The sequence below is a fragment of the Pseudacidovorax sp. DMC4 genome, from assembly GCF_056314265.1.
This window is the reverse complement of sequence record NZ_JBQUYR010000021.1, coordinates 11,642-26,402: the sequence shown is the minus strand read 5'-3', so window position 1 is coordinate 26,402 and position 14,761 is coordinate 11,642. Positions and strand designations below refer to the sequence as shown.

Below are 14,761 nucleotides of genomic sequence, written 5' to 3'. Positions count from 1 at the left end.
TGGTTGGGAGGGAGAAGGTCAGGCGTTGCGTCGGGCGGTCACTTCGATCTCGACCCGTGCGCCCTCCACGGCGAGCGGGCTGCACACGGTGGTGTTGGCCGGGCGGTTGTCGCCCAGTCGCCGTCGCAACGCATGGCTGACGGCCACCACATCGCCGCGGTCGGGCACGTAGACGCGCACGCGCACCACGTCGTCGAAGCCGGCGCCCGCCTCGGCGAGCGCATCGCCGATGGTGTCGAGCGCCAGTTCGGCCTGGGCTGCGGCGCCCTCGGGAAGGCGGCCAGTGCGGAAGTCCTGTCCCACGGTGCCGGAGACGAAGACCCAGCGGCCATCGACCACCGCCCGTGCATAGCCGGCCAGCTCTTCCCAGCGCGAGCCGCTCAGGATGAAGCGGCGGCCGTTCATGTCGCCTTGAAGCCGGAATCGCGGATCACCTTGCCCCAGGTGGCGTTGGCGTCGACCACCCAGCGCCCCACCTCGGCGGAGGACGCGGGCGTGACCTCGTTGCCCATCTTGGCCAGCCGCTCCTGCAGGTCCGGTTGCGCCAGCACGGTGCGCACGGCACGCTCGAAGGGCTCGACCACCTCGGGCGGCACGCCCCTGGGGCCGAAGAAGGCGAGCCAGGGGTTCTTGTCGATGCCCGCAAAGCCCAGCTCGCGGAAGGTGGGAATGTCCGGCGCGGTGCGGCTGCGCGTCTCGCCCGAGCTGGCGAGGATGCGCACCTTGCCGACCCGGTGGTGCTCGATCAACTCGGTCATCGAGGCGATGCCGATCGGGATCTGGCCGGCGAGCAGGTCCTGCACCATCGGCGCGCCGCCCTTGTAGGGCACGGAGTTCAGCGGCACGCCGAAGGACTGGCCGATCACATGACCGATGAACTGCGGCACGCTGCCTGCGGCCGGGATGCCGTAGTTGGCCTCGGTGGGCCGGGCCTTGACCCAACTGCCGAGTTCGGCCATCGAGGTGACCCCCGTGGCCGCGCTCACCGCCAGCACGTTGTAGTAGCTGGCCACGCCGGCCAGCGGCGTGAAGTCGCGCACCGCGTCATAGCCTGCCGCCGCAATCGTGAGCGGCACGATGACCTGCGTGTGATCGATGGACAGCATGATGGTCGAGCCGTCGGGCGCGGCGGCCTTCAGCGCCTGCGCCGCGATCTGGCCACCGGCGCCGGGCTTGTTGTCGATGACGAAGACCTGGCCGTTCATGGCCTTGCCCAGGCGGTCGACGATGGCGCGGGCCACCACGTCGGTGGCGCCTCCTGGCGGAAAGCCCACCAGCACGCGCACCGGGCCGCTGTAGGGCTTGGCGCCCGCGGCAAGCGGCAGCGACGAAAGCGCGGGCAGCGCGCAGGCGGCGGGAAAGAGGCGGCTGAACTGGCGTCGGTTCATGGCAGGGGTCCTCGGTTCATGGCGTCGTGGAAAAGAAAGCTCATCGGGCAAGCAGCGACTGGATCAGCAGCACTTCCACCTCGTGGCAGCGCACCAGGCGCAGCCAGCGTGCGTCGTCCATGTCGGGCGTGCGGGCCGCATGCAGGCTGATGCGGCAGCCGCGGGTCGTTGTGCCAGGCAGGGGCGCGGACTCGACCGTGGCGTGGATGCGGGGCGCCAGCGCATCGGGCGCGCCGCCGACGTGATAGGTGACCCTGCCGCGCGCCGCATCGAGCACCGGCCGCACAAAGCCCTCGGAGCCGTCGAACAGCGAATGGCCCTGCACCACGCCATCACCCACGTCACGGGTCTGCCAGCAGCCCAGCGCCCAGCGGCCGAGTTCCAGGCCGTCGACCAGGAAGGCCAACGCCCGGTCGGCGGGCACGGCGCACAGCACCGACGCGCAATGGATGGAAGCGGGAATGGCATCCATGACGGTGCCGTTCAGCGCGTCAGTCGCGCCAGCTCACGCAGCGCGCCGACCACGTCTTCCGCCGTGTTGTAGAAGTGCGGCGCGATGCGGATCACGTCGTTGCGGGCCGACACCACGAAGCCGGCAGCCAGCATCCGCGCCTCCACGTCGGCGGCGTTGCGCACGCGGATCGCGGTGTTGGCCCCCTTGGCGCCGGGGGCCGTCGGGCTCACCACCTCGAGTCCGAGACGTGGCGCCTCTTCCAGCGCCACGGCCGAGAGCAGGCCCAGCCACTCCTCGATGGCCGGCACGCCGATCCCGTTGAGCAGGCCGATGCTGGCGCGCGCCACGCTCGCGCACATCATGGGGGGCGTGCCCGTGTTGAAGCGTTGCGCACTCGCGGCAAAGTCCAGCCGGGCAGGATCGAAGGCGAAGGGATTGACCCGGCCGAACCAGCCGGTGACGGCCGGCTCCAGCTGGCGAGCCAGCTCGGGTCGCACGTAGAGGAAGGCGATGCCCGGAATGCCCAGCAGGTACTTCTGGGCGCCGGCGGCGAGCATGTCGACGCCCTGGGCGCGCACGTCGATGGCCAGCGAACCGGCCGACTGGTAGGCATCGACGAACTGCAGCGCGCCCTGCGCGCGCGCGGCGGCACCCGTGGCGGCGATGTCCACGAGCTGCCCGTCATAGAAGCAGGCCTGCGACACGGAGACCAGCGCGGTGGACGCGTCGATGGCCTGCACGAGCCGGGCCGTGGTGTCGCTCGCGCCGGGTCGGGCCTGCACGAAATGCACCCGGGCGCCGCGCCGCGACTGCTGCGCCAGCCACACGTGGCAGACCGAAGGAAAGTCCAGGCTGCCGGTGACGATGCCGTCGCGCCCGTCCTCGAAGCGCAGTGCCGAGGCGATGCTGGACGCGGCATCGGACACGCTGCCGAGCACCGCCACATCGTCGGCATCGGCATGGATCATGCGAGCGAACTCGGCACGCGCCAGCGCCACCTGTTCCATCCAGTAGCCCCAGTCGGCACCACGCGTGGTCCACACCGCCAGGTAGTCGTCGATGGCCTGCTTGACCGGCAGGCTCATCGCGCTCTGCGAGCAGCTCGACAACTGGACGGTGTTCTCCAGGATGGGGAAAAGCTTTCGGTATGAAGAAAATGGATGGGTCATGACGCTGTTGTTGTGGAGGCCTTGGGGTGCTTGAAGCGATGAATCCGCACGCCGGCGCGGCGGCTTCGCCCTCGGCCTGGATCGAGGTGCCGCAGTTCGACTGGCAGGCACTGACGGCAGCCGGCGCCCTGCCTGCGGTGGCTTTCCGCAAGGGCCAGACGCTGTTCTCGCAGGGGGATGCCGCAACGCATGTGCAGCTCATCGAACAGGGGCGGGTCCGGCTGATGCTGTGGTCCGAATCCGGTCACGAGAAGCACCTGGCCATCGTCGGCCGCCATGGCCTGGTGGGCGAGTGCAGCGCCTTTCTGGATGGCCGGCAGTCGATGACGGCCGTGGCCTCGTGCGACGGGATGGCGCGCCAGATCGAGCGCACCCATCTGCTGCGCTGCATGCAGGCCGACGCCACCTGTCTGCGGCAGGTGCTGTGGCTCATGGGCACCAAGCTGCGCGTGCTGGCGCAGCAGAACCTGCTGCTGAGCCAGACCAGCGCGGCCGAGCGTGTCGTGCACCACCTGCTGCAGCTGGCCGACACCTACGGCGAGACGCAGGCAACGGGCGTGGCGATCGGCGTCTCCTTCACGCACCAGGAGATGGCCAACATCACCGGCCTGAGCCGCGTGATGACCTCGAACGTGATGAGCCAGCTGCAAGGCCAGGGGCTGATCGAGATGGCGAAGTCCCATTGCGTGATCCGCGACATGCAGGGGTTGCGGCGACTGGCGCCGAAGCTGTAGACGCCCGGGGGCGGCGCAGCCAGTCTAGGAACGCGGCTGGGGGGTGTATGTCAACGGCTTTACAAGGTGCATCGCGCAATGCCCCCCAAAGAGAAAGCCCGCACAAGCGTGGGCATGTGCGGGCTTGAAGCTGGTGCCCCCAGCAGGATCCTCATCTAACTGCTAAGTATTTGATTTATCTCGGAAACAACTGCCATCCAAAAGTCTGATACCGCCAAAACTACCGTCAGCTTACAGGGTGTGGTCGTCCGCTAGGGGCACGTGCTATGCGACGATTGTCGCGGAATAGAGCAGTAGCACGCATCGGTCGCACCCGCGGGCTGCCATGTGTCCGGTACAGACTGTGAGCCGCCAGTCGCGCGTGCAACGACGAACGACTGCTTTCGGCGAGAGCGGCCAGCAGATCAGATTACCAGCACTGATGCACGTGGCACGGCGTGCCGCCGAATCGTGCCACTAGAGGGCTTTTGCCGCGTTGATCCGAACGACACTTGTATAGCCATTGCGCCGGCGGAAGATACGGTTTCAAACAAGGCTGAGCCCCAAGACCTGTCAGGCTCTGGGCATCAAGCACACCTTCACCCGGCCTTACCGCCCCCAGACCAACGGCAAGGCCGAGCGTTTCATTCAGACCTGTCTGCGCGAATGGGCCTATGGACGCACCTGGGCCAACAGTGCCGAGCGCACCGCCTGGCTGCCAGCTTTCCTGCGCTACTACAACTGCGAGCGCCCGCACTGCGCTCTGGCACACCAACCACCAGCCTCCCGCCTTTGTGGGAACAACCTATTGCAACTCGACAGCTAGGCCTGGACGGCACGGCGCTCAGCCTCACAGGCGTGGTGATCGGCTGGAGACGGCTCGCTCTGAAAGGGCGAGGAGCACGAGCGGCACGGCGTCGGCGAAGAGCCGAATCGGAGCGCATAGCGCGTCTACCCTCGTAAAAGGCGCTATAAATTCAGTGCCCGACTTCAGCTGCAAGTTTCGATTCGAAAATCCCCTTGCAGCACTCAATCTCGCAAAGCGGCGTCATTGCGCCACGGCTCCAGCAAGGCACCCACTTTTGCAAGCAACGTTGAGGGATCCAACCGTACGGGCTCGGGCCCGGAGATGGGCCTCTGGCGGGGTGCGAACGTTGTCCGTTAGTGCTCCGATGTTGGAGCCAAATCTCGGGTGCGGCGAACGCTCGATTCCAGCTTAGCACTGACGCCTGCGGCGGAAGCGCCCACCCCATAGAAGTAGATTGCACTTTCGAGGGAAGTTAGCCGGGTTAGCAGCTTAGCTACCGTTACGTCCCGATTGCTCTAGCTCTTTCAATTCTGCGAGATAGTTATACACGGTGAATCGCGTAACTTGGAGATGGCGAGCTACCTTTTCGGCGCTGCCCTTGATAACGAAGACGCCGCGCTCGACCATCGACTGAAGTACTTTCAACTTGTCTTCCTTGTCCATCGCGATGGCCGGCTTAGCAACGCTGTTCATTGCGTCAGCGATGATTTCCTCAATCAACTCGTCAACGCTGAGGCGCCCTCTCGATGGTTGCGAGCCTTCGGCCGGCGGTTGCATGATCTGCTGAAGGTGCGACTGCAGCAACTGGAACAGGGTTAGGTCGCTATTCGCACACACTGTGGCGAAAACCTCGCCCGCAGAATTTCGCAGTGCGATGGTCGTGGATTTTAGTTCGCGTCCATCCTTGGCCCGCGATTTGTAGACAACGGACTTGTCTGGAACTTCGACGTTGTCATGAGCGCCTTCATGAAACCAAAAGCCTTTATCGTTGGAGGGTGCCGCAACGATGGGATCTCCAACTCTGCGGCCGGTCACGTGCCCGTTTGCGATCGCGTAGGTCGATGAGCGTGGATGTCGTATGTCGTGAAGCACGATTTCGACGCTTGGACCAATGATTGCTTCCAAGCCTTCCACGACGCTCTTCAACGCGTTCAGCATCATGATCTCCTCCGCACGGGTCTGCGGACGGCGATCCACAGCGCGTCGACTAGATGGCGCCTCCGAATCCTTTGATGGCGAATCGCCGACGGGCTTCACGGACTTCAGGGTACGAGGCATCAAAGTGCGTTGGTGGCTGCCATCTCATCGAGATCTGGGGGCAGATTCTATTCATCACGCCCGAGTCCAACTCAGAGCGACATCGCGGCATGGGTAGGCATCGCGCGTGCCTAACTGTCTCACCGGCGAAGCTTCAGCGCAACAACATATCGTTGAAGAAACAACAAGTTGTTGACCAAGGCACTCGGAAACCTCTTGAACTTCAACGATAAGTGCTAGAGTCAACAAAATGTTGACTTCATCAGAACCACTGATGCCAGCTTGCCTCAGCATCCGAGATCAGTTCCCCTTCCTTGCCGAATGTGCCTACCTTGACGCTGCCGCAGCGGGACTAACTGCACCGGGTATTGGGGCAGCAGTTGCGCATCATTTGGATCAATCAAAGAGTCGCGGAATCTTGGGACGCGACGAGTGGCGAACCAAGCAAGAGAGCCTCAGGGAGCGACTGACCAGTCTGCTTAGCATCCCCGGTGAAGACCTGTCATTCACTTCGAGCACCTCCGAGGGAATCAATTTGTTTGCTCACAGCTTGGCTTGGCGGGCAGGCGATGAGATTGCTTTCGCTGCGGACGAATACCCGACGCTTTGCGAAGCTTGGCGGCCGGCCGTGGCCTCTGGTGCCGTTCTGGTGCCGATAGATATTTCTGTCAGCGCGGTAGATGAAACCGAGCGGGAAGAGGCACTCTTGCAGGCGCTGTCCTCTCGTACGCGCGTCTTGGCGCTGTCCCAAGTTCACTGGGTCAAGGGTACGCGCATCGATTTGGCGCGAGTTGGACGTGCGTGCAGAGCCAACGGGACGATTCTTGTGGTCGATGGGGTGCAGGCCCTAGGGGCCACGCCAGTAGACCTCGCGTACGTTGATGTGTACAGCGCCGCCACATTCAAGTGGCTTCTATCAGGCTTCGGCTTCGCACTCTTGGTGATGAGAAAGTGGGTGCGCGCACAGCTCTCTCCCGCGTTCCGAGGCGCCGTTAATGCGCTGACCGCCGGACCTGCGCAGGCATCTCAACTGCAGTACGCCCATCCCAACTATTCCGGCATATACGCGCTGGACGCTTCCTTGCAATTCTTTGAGTCGTTTGGCTGGGCGAATGTGCACTCGCAAATCGAGTCATTGACCATGCGGCTTCACGATGGACTTGAGCGCATCGGATTGCCCTCAGAAACACCGAGAGATCGCATGGCAGGGATCGTCTCGATCCGGCTGGCAGATGCTGAAACTGCCGCTGCCCAACTCTCATCTCGCTCGATCCGCGTGACAGGCCGCAACCAGGCGATTCGCGTGTCGCCCCATTGCTACAACAACGAGTCAGACATTGATCGTTTGCTGGATGCGCTAAGCGAGCAGATTGCAGCCGCACCTCAAATGTTCATCCGAGACTTGAAAACATAGGCGTTACTTGATATGGAAGTGAGAATATTGAACCGCAACCACATTCGCGAAGTCTTTACGATGCGCGAGTGTGTAGACCTGACGCGCAAGGCACTCGCACTCGTGTCTGACGGCAAGGCGATTCAGCCAATCCGGCGAGCTCTGTCATTGCCACACGGGCGAGGCTCAGTCAGCACCATGCCAGGACATATCTCGGAGCCCCCGGCATTTGGGGTGAAAGTCGTTTCTGTCTTTCCTGCAAATCACGGCACCGCATATGGCTCACACCAAGGCGCAGTACTCCTCTTCGACGACGCAACAGGTGCCCTGCGCGCGGTGCTAGACGGGAGAGATATAACGGCGATCCGCACAGGAGCTGCTAGTGCCGTCGCCACTGACGTCCTTGCACGCGAGGATGCACGAACGCTCACGATCTTTGGCTACGGAGACGAAGCGCGCACTCATCTCGAGGCGCTTGTCTTGGTGAGAGACTTTGATCGCATCACGATTTGCGGCCGCTCGCTGGAGAAGGCTGAAAGGTTTGCTGGTCACATGAGCGAAATCCTGGGACGAAGGCTTTCAGTTAGCGACGACTTTGAGGCGTCCGCAAATGCAGACGTGATTTGCACGGTGACCTCTGCTTCAGAGCCCTTTTTGCTAGGACGATTTCTTAAGCCGGGAACGCACGTGAATGCAGTTGGCTCGAGCATCCCAACAACGGCCGAGATCGACGACGCGCTCGTCCAGCGGGCCCGTCTCTTTACCGATTTCACTGACAGTGCAATCGAGTTAGGCGGCGACATCCGCGGCGCGATCTCGCGCGGCGTTATCACGCTAAGTCATATTCTGGGTTGCGTGGGCGACGTGATTACCGGCAAGGTACCCGCACGCCAGGGGCCAGAGGACATCACGCTGTTCAAGTCGCTTGGCATGGCGGCTGAGGATCTGGTTTCCTGCGCCTACATCGCCGACAAAGCCGAGCAACGCAAAGTTGGTGTCGTCGTGCCTTGGTAATCAGTACTGATTCATCATCATCTGTGTAATGCGCGGCGAAGCCGCAAACTTGAGGAATTTGCAATGGCAAAAATATCTTCTGTTAAAGCGGCAGCTGCCATGCTTCTGGCGCTCTCCTGTACTGGTGGCCTTGCACAAGGCTCTACGCAGCCGGCTCAGCCCGCTTCGACGGTGTCGCCGACACTGAATGCTGTGAAGGCGCGGGGCAACCTGGTCTGCGGCGTCATCGGCTCTTCCGCAGGGTTCTCGCTGCCTGACAACCAAGGAGTAATGCAGGGCATCGACGCCGACGCCTGTAGAGCAATCGCTGCGGCGGTCTTCGGCGATCCATCAAAAGTCAAGTTCGTTTCGCTGACCGCACAACAGCGCCTGACCGCACTCCAAAGCGGAGAGGTGGATGTTGTTTACGCCAATTTCACATGGACGATGTCTCGTGAGACCCGATCCGGTGTGCAGTTCGCGACTGTGCACTACTATGACGGCGCCGGCTTCATCGTTCCGACACAACTCAAAGTTACGACAGCCACCAAGTTGCGCGGAGCCACCGTATGCATGCTTGCCGGCCCGGCTGAAGTCGTAGCGCAAGAGTACTTCAGCAAACACAAACTGACCTATAAGACGGTCACATTCTCCGACGGCGAAGAGTTGCGCAAGGCCTTCCTCTCGAAAAGATGCGACGCCTACCTTTCTGATCAATCCAGCTTGGCGAAATTCAGGGGAACCCTTGGAGCCAACGCGTCGAACTTCCTTTTGCTGCCCGAAGTGATCAGCAAGGAACCACTGGGAGGTGCGGTCCGCAAGGGCGATGATCGATGGTATGACATCGTTCGCTACGCTCATTTTGCGATGGTGACGGCTGAGGAGATGGGCATCAATTCTGCCAATGCGAAGTCCTTTTCTTCCACCGATCCTGCAGTGAAGCGCTTCCTCGGGCAAGAAGGGGAACTCGGCGCCTCTATGGGCTTGGACAATCGTTGGGCGATCAACGTTGTCGCGTCGGTCGGAAACTACGGCGAGGTTTGGGATCGCCACTTCGGCACAAGCGGCCTGAACCGCGGATTAAACCGGCTGTGGTCTGAAGGCGGCCTCATGTACTCACCTCCGCTGCGCTGATTTATGCAGCAGGTGCGAGCGCACAGCCGCGCGTGGCGGACTGTCGCGCGGAATATTCTGTGGCAGGCGTTCGCATTCGCGGCAGCCGGCCTTCTTATCTTCTGGGCGTTTCGCTCGACAAGCGCGAATCTTGGCGCCCGTGGAGTGGCCTCTGGATTCGACTTCTTGGATCAGGTTGCCCGGGTTCCGGTCACCAACTCGTCCATTTCGTTCGAAAGTGGGGTCGACACCTACGGCCGCGTTCTTCTGGTGGGTTTGGTAAACACCATCAAGATTTCGTTGGCGGCCATAATTAGCGCAACTGCGATCGGAATGCTGGTTGGCGCCGGCCGGCTCTCGCTCAACCCGCTTGTCCGATCCATTTGCAGCGCCTATGTCGATGTGATGCGCAACGTGCCAGTCTTGCTGCATATCTTGATTTGGTACATGGTTCTTTTGGTGCTTCCCGCGCCAAGCGAAGCGATCACTTTCAAGGACTGGTTTCTTCTTTCGAATCGTGGCTTGTATTTACCTGGCTTTGAATGGTTGAATGACTCACTGGTTTTAAGCCTGCCACGAATCGATGGTCTCGAGATTCTGGGGGGAATATTCGTTACTCCGGAGTATTGCGCTTTACTGATCGGAATCAGCACTTACACTGCAGCGTTCATCGCAGAGATCTTTCGAGGCGCGTTCCTTGCCATACCGTCAGGCCAATGGGAGGCCGGGTATTCGGTCGGCATGACACGGGGATCGGTCTTCCGGAGAATCGTTTTTCCGCAGGCTTCAAGGATCGCTTTGCCAGCACTTACCAGCGAATATCTGGGCGTCGTGAAAAATAGTTCACTCGCAGTTGCCATCGGGTACCAAGATCTGGTCGGCGTCGGAAACTCTGTGCTTTTCGAAACAGGTCAGGCGATCGAGGTGATAGGCCTTATCGTGGTCTTCTATATTGCGTTCAGTCTCACCGTGAGCCTTCTGATGGAGCTGGTCAATCGCAAGATCGCCCTTCGCGAGAGATGAAATCCTCAGCTCAATCGGTCAGATTTGTCCGCGATGAGATAGTGCCGTTCAAGGCGCGGCCAGTGTCCGATCGATCCCTACTGGCTCGTCTGCGCTACGCCTTCTTCTCAGGCATTGGTGATTCGCTGCTCACCGTCATAACGATCGTAGTACTTGCAGTTATTGGGACTTGGCTTGCAAGATGGGCTGTCTTTAATGCAGTTCTTTTGCCGGGTACCGATGCCCTCGCACGATGCCGTGCTGCTGAGGGTGTAGGGGCCTGCTGGCCAGTAATTGCAGAAAAGTGGCGCTTGATCCTCTTCGGCCTTTATCCATTCGACGCGCAATGGAGGCCTGCCGCCGCGTGCGCTGTCATCATGGGTGTACTTACCGCCTCAGCAATACCAAGATTCTGGCGCCCATCGCTCGTGGCTGTTTGGCTCGCAGCTGCAATCCTTGTTGCACTGCTGATATGGGGTGGCGTAGGCGGGCTACAGTTCGTGCCGTCTGACCAATGGGGCGGACTGTTAGTTACGCTATTGCTTTCATCGATTGGTCTGATTTGCGGCTTCCCGTTGGGAATACTGCTTGCGCTAGCGCGGCGAGCAGTCGCGTTCCCTTCGATCAAAGGCTTCGCTCTGGCATACATAGAGCTTGCGCGAGCGATTCCGCTACTAGCAGTCCTCTTCATGGCCAGCGTGATGTTCCCGCTTTTTCTGCCTCAGGACGTCAGCGTCTCCAAATTACTTCGAGTACAAATCGCAATCGCCCTATTTGCGGCGGCGTATTTGGCCGAGGTAATTCGCGGCGGACTGCAAGCGATACCGAGGGGCCAGGAAGAAGCCGCCGACGCGATCGGACTCGGTTATTGGAAGAAAACGATCTTCATCATCCTGCCCCAGGCACTGCGAATCTCGATTCCCGGCATCGTCAATACGTTCATAAGCTTCTTCAAGGCTACGTCGATCGTGGTCGTCGTAGGAATCTTCGACATCATGACTGCAACAAAAAGGGCAATCGCCGACCCTCAATGGCAAGGCTTCGGGTTCGAGTTGTACTTGTTTGTCGGTGCTCTGTACTTCGTCATTTGCTTTTCAATGTCTCGTTACAGCCGTTGGCTGGAGTTTCGGCTAAAGAAGGATCGATAATGACTTCAACCTCACATGTCGGAGGCGACTATCTTCTTCGGATTGCCGGACTTCAAAAATGGTACGGCGATTTTCATGTGTTGCGGGGGATCGATCTCGATGTCGCCCAAGGCGAGCGCATCGTGGTCTGTGGTCCGTCGGGCTCCGGGAAGTCTTCCCTCATCCGCTGCATCAATCAATTGGAAGACTTTCAGGAAGGTCAGATTGTCTTCGAGGGAAGGTCCCTAAGCGCAGCAGAGAAATCCAAGGCCACAGCTCGTCAGAGGATTGGCATGGTTTTCCAAGGGTTCAACCTATTCCCCCATTTGAGCGTTCTTCAGAACTGCACTATCGGCCCGATCAGGGCGAAGGGCGAGGCGCCGGCCAAGGCCGAGAGCCGGGCACTTGAATTGCTGGCTCGTGTAAGGATCGCAGACCAAGCAGACAAGTACCCCAGTCAATTGTCAGGAGGGCAGCAGCAACGTGTAGCAATTGCTCGCGCACTTTGCATGCAACCCGCTTTGATGCTATTTGATGAGCCGACGTCCGCCCTTGACCCTGAGATGGTGAAAGAGGTTTTAGATACGATGGTCTCCTTGGCTGATGACGGCATGACAATGATTTGCGTCACTCACGAGATGGGATTTGCGAAAGAAGTCGCAGATCGCGTCGTGTTCATGGACCAGGGACAGGTCATTGAGGCGGGAACTGCTGACGAAATCTTTAGAACGCCTCAACATGAACGGCTCAAGAGCTTCCTCGGGAAGTTGATTGCATAAGCTGCGGGCTGCAGCCCGGTGTCACCTTCCTCAGCTGCCATATGGCTGAGACCGCATGGACTTGGGTCGAATGACAGTCAATGATGAGCTGCGATTGCTTCGAAGGCACTTGGCGCATGTCTAGCTCAAGGCGGGCGGCCTCGGATCGCCACGGCGCAAATGCAAAAACGCACAACGCGCCTCATGGAGTCTAAAAAGCTGTCAGCACTTCTGGTCGCGGCGATGTCGGCGTCAACTTAGGACCGGAGAACGCAGATAAACCGGAGAACGCAGATAAGGCTTGCGCACTCCGAGGCGCAGTACGGCAAGGCCGTTGAGGTCAGGCGCAATGAAGTCAGGAGTTCGAGTTACAAGGACGCAGTCAGAAGGCCGTGTCTTTTCACGAGTGGCATCTGATGTGGCGCACCGCGCTCAGTAGCGCCTGCGCGCAGCGGTCGGCGTCGGCTCGTGTATTGAAAACGTGGGGACTGATGCGCACGCTACCGTGTCGCTGGGTGAACGTCACACCCTGCTCCCTACAGCGTGCGGCTACGCCGTCCGGCAGCCCGCCGACTCCGAGGATGTGGACGCTGCGATTTGATGCCGGCACGCAATCCAGGCCCTCTGCTGCGAGTTGCGCTGCGATCTGCCCTGTAAGGCCCGAGAGGTGCGTACGTACTGCATCGCGTGACCACTGGGCGCCCAGTTCCAACGCTGACAGCGCGGTAGGCAGGCCGACGAACGTGTCGCGCTCGCCCATGTCGAAGCGCGCGGCTCCTTCTGCATACCCACCGTCAACAGCTCGATTAAAGCTGTTCTGCTCGAGCGGCTCTCCGCCTTGCCACTGTGGTCCGACGTAGAGAAAGGCAACGCTATATGGGCCCAACAACCATTTGTACATCGGAAACACAGCGAAGTCCGCCTGCAGCGTGGGCAGATCTGCATCGAGGACGCCAACGGACTGGGTCAGGTCAAGCACGAGATGCGCTCCTCGCGCCTTCAATATCGGACATACGGTCGGCAAATCGATTCGGCTACCATCAATCCAGAACGTGGCGCACAGCGACGCAAGTGCGATTCGGCGCTTGTCGTCATTGGCCAGGTGGTCAGTAATCGCGCGGGTCCAGTCGCCATCGCGCGGTCGGGCAACCTGGTCGACCACCGCGCCGCACGCCTGAGCATGCGCCTGCCAAGTCAGCATCTGGGACGTGTGATCGCCTTCCAGTACCAAGATGCGCTCGCCGGGACTCACTGGCAGATTGGCGCGCGCGACGGCGAGACCGTAGCTCGCAGCGCAAGTCACAGCAATATCCTGCGGCCGTGCCTGCACTAATGCTGCGGCGCGCTCACGCAGCTCGGAGACCAGGGCCTGCGCCCGCAGTCTGTCGCGTCGCCATGGTCTGGCTTTGCTCGACACGGCTTGCTTCGCAGCCAATTCCACAGCGATGGGAATCGGTGAAATCGAGGCGTTGTCCATATAGACCACACCGCTCTCAAGAGAGAACAGCTCGGGGCAAGGCAGCGGCAAGGTCATGAATAGCTCACGCGTCTGCCTTGGCGCATCCAGTCCTGGATGACTTCGCGGGAGACCTCGACGACGTGTTGCACTGTCTCGCTGACTTCGGAAGCCACCCGGTAGGCGACACCGACTTCCATCGGTTCAAGCGGCGGCACACTGGCATATCTGTCGAACTCGGCCTCGTGTGCGTAGCTGGAGAGTACCGTCGTCGGCACGACAGTCACCCAGTCGCCGTTGCGGGCCAAGTTAAGCCGATCCACTGGACCGCTGCAAATGTCGACGCGGCGCGGCTTGACATTCGCGGATCGGAACCAGCCGACGACCGCGCTGTGGATGGGGGAGCCGTGGGCGTCTGTCGAGATCGGAAAGCGGGCCAGGCTATGTGGCGTGACCGGGTTCTGAAGGCCTGTGCACAGTCGGCTTGCTGCCCACTCAAGCTGCACCTCGTACAGGTGGCTATAGCCGATGGCCGCATCATCGACGCGACCCAGTACGAAGGCCATGTCGAGCTTGCCCGCTCGCAGCAGGTCGGTCAGACGCTCGCTGAGCTCGACTACGAGCTCGATCTCCACCCCAGGCAGCTTGTCGTACACAGCGCGCAGCAAAGCGGGCAACCAGCTCGAAGCCGTGCCATGGTTGGCACCGAGGCGGACCGTACCGTAGATCGGGCTGGCCGAATTGGCGTGTTGTTCCATGCGCGCGGCCAATTCGACGATGGATTCGGCCAATCTCAACACCTCGCGACCCTGCGGCGTGATGCGCACGGGTCGCTTGTCGCGAAGTAGCAGGCTGATGCCAAGGTGTTCCTCAAGCTCCCGCAGGCGTGCCGATGCCGCAGGCTGGGACGTACCCAATTGGCTGGCAGCTTTCCTCACGCTGCCGAGCCGGCAGGTCCAGACGAGTGTTTCGAGTTGGCGGAGGTTCATGCTCACACAGCTGATTTTGCGATCACGAGGAATCTCGTGCCGCGCATGATCAGGTTTTTTGATCATCGCGCCATCAGATTACTGAGCGGAGCTTGGCGAAGCGCTGGGGCGGCCGGACATTTGCACCGTCAATTCATCTTC

The 14,761-nt window shown here is 60.8% G+C and carries 14 protein-coding genes and 1 pseudogene; 8 read left to right on the top strand and 7 right to left on the bottom strand.

Features of this window, described 5'->3' with window-relative positions; genetic code table 11:
- Nucleotides 1-18 precede the first annotated feature (18 nt).
- Genes ACT54X_RS27345 through ACT54X_RS27330 form a run of 4 tightly spaced genes read right to left on the bottom strand, consistent with a single transcriptional unit; the run spans nucleotide 19 to nucleotide 3,011 of the window.
- A complete protein-coding gene (locus ACT54X_RS27345; protein WP_294378053.1) occupies nucleotides 19-405 on the bottom strand; it encodes a Rid family hydrolase in 387 nt (128 codons plus the stop codon).
- The gene (locus tag ACT54X_RS27340; RefSeq protein ID WP_476349699.1) at nucleotides 402-1,388 is read right to left on the bottom strand and encodes a Bug family tripartite tricarboxylate transporter substrate binding protein; all 987 of its coding nucleotides are present in this window, start codon (nucleotides 1,386-1,388) and stop codon (nucleotides 402-404) included. Before ACT54X_RS27340 ends, ACT54X_RS27345 begins: the two co-directional genes overlap by 4 nt.
- A gap of 40 nt (nucleotides 1,389-1,428) precedes the next feature.
- A complete protein-coding gene (locus tag ACT54X_RS27335) occupies nucleotides 1,429-1,860 on the bottom strand; it encodes a hypothetical protein (protein ID WP_476349697.1) in 432 nt (143 codons plus the stop codon).
- 11 nt (nucleotides 1,861-1,871) lie between these two features.
- Nucleotides 1,872-3,011, bottom strand: a complete 1,140-nt coding sequence (locus ACT54X_RS27330; RefSeq protein WP_476349695.1) for an aminotransferase class V-fold PLP-dependent enzyme — start codon at nucleotides 3,009-3,011, stop codon at nucleotides 1,872-1,874.
- A 38-nt stretch (nucleotides 3,012-3,049) separates the two neighbouring features.
- On the opposite strand from ACT54X_RS27330, the gene ACT54X_RS27325 reads away from it, so the two are divergent.
- Nucleotides 3,050-3,745, top strand: a complete 696-nt coding sequence (locus tag ACT54X_RS27325; protein ID WP_354318513.1) for a Crp/Fnr family transcriptional regulator — start codon at nucleotides 3,050-3,052, stop codon at nucleotides 3,743-3,745.
- A gap of 532 nt (nucleotides 3,746-4,277) precedes the next feature.
- Nucleotides 4,278-4,550: pseudogene (locus ACT54X_RS27320) on the top strand (integrase core domain-containing protein); the annotation flags it as partial.
- A 471-nt stretch (nucleotides 4,551-5,021) separates the two neighbouring features.
- Here ACT54X_RS27320 and ACT54X_RS27315 read toward each other — a convergent pair.
- A complete protein-coding gene (locus ACT54X_RS27315) occupies nucleotides 5,022-5,789 on the bottom strand; it encodes a helix-turn-helix transcriptional regulator (protein WP_476349692.1) in 768 nt (255 codons plus the stop codon).
- Nucleotides 5,790-6,039: 250 nt separating this feature from the next.
- Between ACT54X_RS27315 and ACT54X_RS27310 the strand changes: the two genes are divergently transcribed.
- The 6 genes from ACT54X_RS27310 to ACT54X_RS27285 all read left to right on the top strand — a co-directional run bounded on the left by ACT54X_RS27310 (nucleotide 6,040) and on the right by ACT54X_RS27285 (nucleotide 12,196).
- Nucleotides 6,040-7,203 carry an aminotransferase class V-fold PLP-dependent enzyme gene (locus ACT54X_RS27310; protein ID WP_476349690.1) on the top strand — a complete coding sequence of 388 codons (1,164 nt, stop codon included), beginning with the start codon at nucleotides 6,040-6,042 and terminating at the stop codon, nucleotides 7,201-7,203.
- A gap of 27 nt (nucleotides 7,204-7,230) precedes the next feature.
- Nucleotides 7,231-8,196, top strand: coding sequence for an ornithine cyclodeaminase family protein (locus ACT54X_RS27305; protein ID WP_476349688.1), 966 nt, complete (start codon nucleotides 7,231-7,233; stop codon nucleotides 8,194-8,196).
- Nucleotides 8,197-8,259: 63 nt separating this feature from the next.
- On the top strand, nucleotides 8,260-9,309 hold the full coding sequence (locus tag ACT54X_RS27300) for a transporter substrate-binding domain-containing protein (RefSeq protein WP_476349686.1): 1,050 nt from the start codon (nucleotides 8,260-8,262) through the stop codon (nucleotides 9,307-9,309).
- A 3-nt stretch (nucleotides 9,310-9,312) separates the two neighbouring features.
- Nucleotides 9,313-10,311 carry an ABC transporter permease subunit gene (locus tag ACT54X_RS27295; RefSeq protein WP_476349685.1) on the top strand — a complete coding sequence of 333 codons (999 nt, stop codon included), beginning with the start codon at nucleotides 9,313-9,315 and terminating at the stop codon, nucleotides 10,309-10,311.
- Nucleotides 10,308-11,438, top strand: a complete 1,131-nt coding sequence (locus ACT54X_RS27290) for an amino acid ABC transporter permease (protein WP_476349683.1) — start codon at nucleotides 10,308-10,310, stop codon at nucleotides 11,436-11,438. Before ACT54X_RS27295 ends, ACT54X_RS27290 begins: the two co-directional genes overlap by 4 nt.
- The gene (locus tag ACT54X_RS27285; RefSeq protein ID WP_476349681.1) at nucleotides 11,438-12,196 is read left to right on the top strand and encodes an amino acid ABC transporter ATP-binding protein; all 759 of its coding nucleotides are present in this window, start codon (nucleotides 11,438-11,440) and stop codon (nucleotides 12,194-12,196) included. The genes ACT54X_RS27290 and ACT54X_RS27285 overlap by 1 nt, the downstream gene beginning before the upstream one ends.
- Nucleotides 12,197-12,575: 379 nt before the next feature.
- Here ACT54X_RS27285 and ACT54X_RS27280 read toward each other — a convergent pair whose 3' ends face one another.
- Both ACT54X_RS27280 and ACT54X_RS27275 read right to left on the bottom strand, forming a co-directional pair.
- Nucleotides 12,576-13,709, bottom strand: coding sequence for an aminotransferase class V-fold PLP-dependent enzyme (locus ACT54X_RS27280; RefSeq protein WP_476349679.1), 1,134 nt, complete (start codon nucleotides 13,707-13,709; stop codon nucleotides 12,576-12,578).
- Nucleotides 13,706-14,686 (bottom strand): LysR family transcriptional regulator, encoded by a 981-nt coding sequence (locus tag ACT54X_RS27275; protein ID WP_476349677.1) that lies wholly within the window; start codon nucleotides 14,684-14,686, stop codon nucleotides 13,706-13,708. The genes ACT54X_RS27280 and ACT54X_RS27275 overlap by 4 nt, the downstream gene beginning before the upstream one ends.
- Nucleotides 14,687-14,761: the final 75 nt, after the last annotated feature.

What these genes read in the sequence shown, in the direction of transcription:
- ACT54X_RS27290 (WP_476349683.1), top strand. Translation starts at nt 10,308, where the DNA reads ATGAAATCCTCAGCTCAATCGGTCAGATTTGTCCGCGATGAGATAGTG.
- ACT54X_RS27275 (WP_476349677.1), bottom strand. Translation starts at nt 14,686, where the DNA reads ATGATCAAAAAACCTGATCATGCGCGGCACGAGATTCCTCGTGATCGC.
- ACT54X_RS27295 (WP_476349685.1), top strand. Translation starts at nt 9,313, where the DNA reads ATGCAGCAGGTGCGAGCGCACAGCCGCGCGTGGCGGACTGTCGCGCGG.
- ACT54X_RS27330 (WP_476349695.1), bottom strand. Translation starts at nt 3,011, where the DNA reads ATGACCCATCCATTTTCTTCATACCGAAAGCTTTTCCCCATCCTGGAG.
- ACT54X_RS27345 (WP_294378053.1), bottom strand. Translation starts at nt 405, where the DNA reads ATGAACGGCCGCCGCTTCATCCTGAGCGGCTCGCGCTGGGAAGAGCTG.
- ACT54X_RS27285 (WP_476349681.1), top strand. Translation starts at nt 11,438, where the DNA reads ATGACTTCAACCTCACATGTCGGAGGCGACTATCTTCTTCGGATTGCC.
- ACT54X_RS27280 (WP_476349679.1), bottom strand. Translation starts at nt 13,709, where the DNA reads ATGACCTTGCCGCTGCCTTGCCCCGAGCTGTTCTCTCTTGAGAGCGGT.
- ACT54X_RS27325 (WP_354318513.1), top strand. Translation starts at nt 3,050, where the DNA reads ATGAATCCGCACGCCGGCGCGGCGGCTTCGCCCTCGGCCTGGATCGAG.
- ACT54X_RS27300 (WP_476349686.1), top strand. Translation starts at nt 8,260, where the DNA reads ATGGCAAAAATATCTTCTGTTAAAGCGGCAGCTGCCATGCTTCTGGCG.
- ACT54X_RS27310 (WP_476349690.1), top strand. Translation starts at nt 6,040, where the DNA reads ATGTTGACTTCATCAGAACCACTGATGCCAGCTTGCCTCAGCATCCGA.
- ACT54X_RS27340 (WP_476349699.1), bottom strand. Translation starts at nt 1,388, where the DNA reads ATGAACCGACGCCAGTTCAGCCGCCTCTTTCCCGCCGCCTGCGCGCTG.
- ACT54X_RS27335 (WP_476349697.1), bottom strand. Translation starts at nt 1,860, where the DNA reads ATGGATGCCATTCCCGCTTCCATCCATTGCGCGTCGGTGCTGTGCGCC.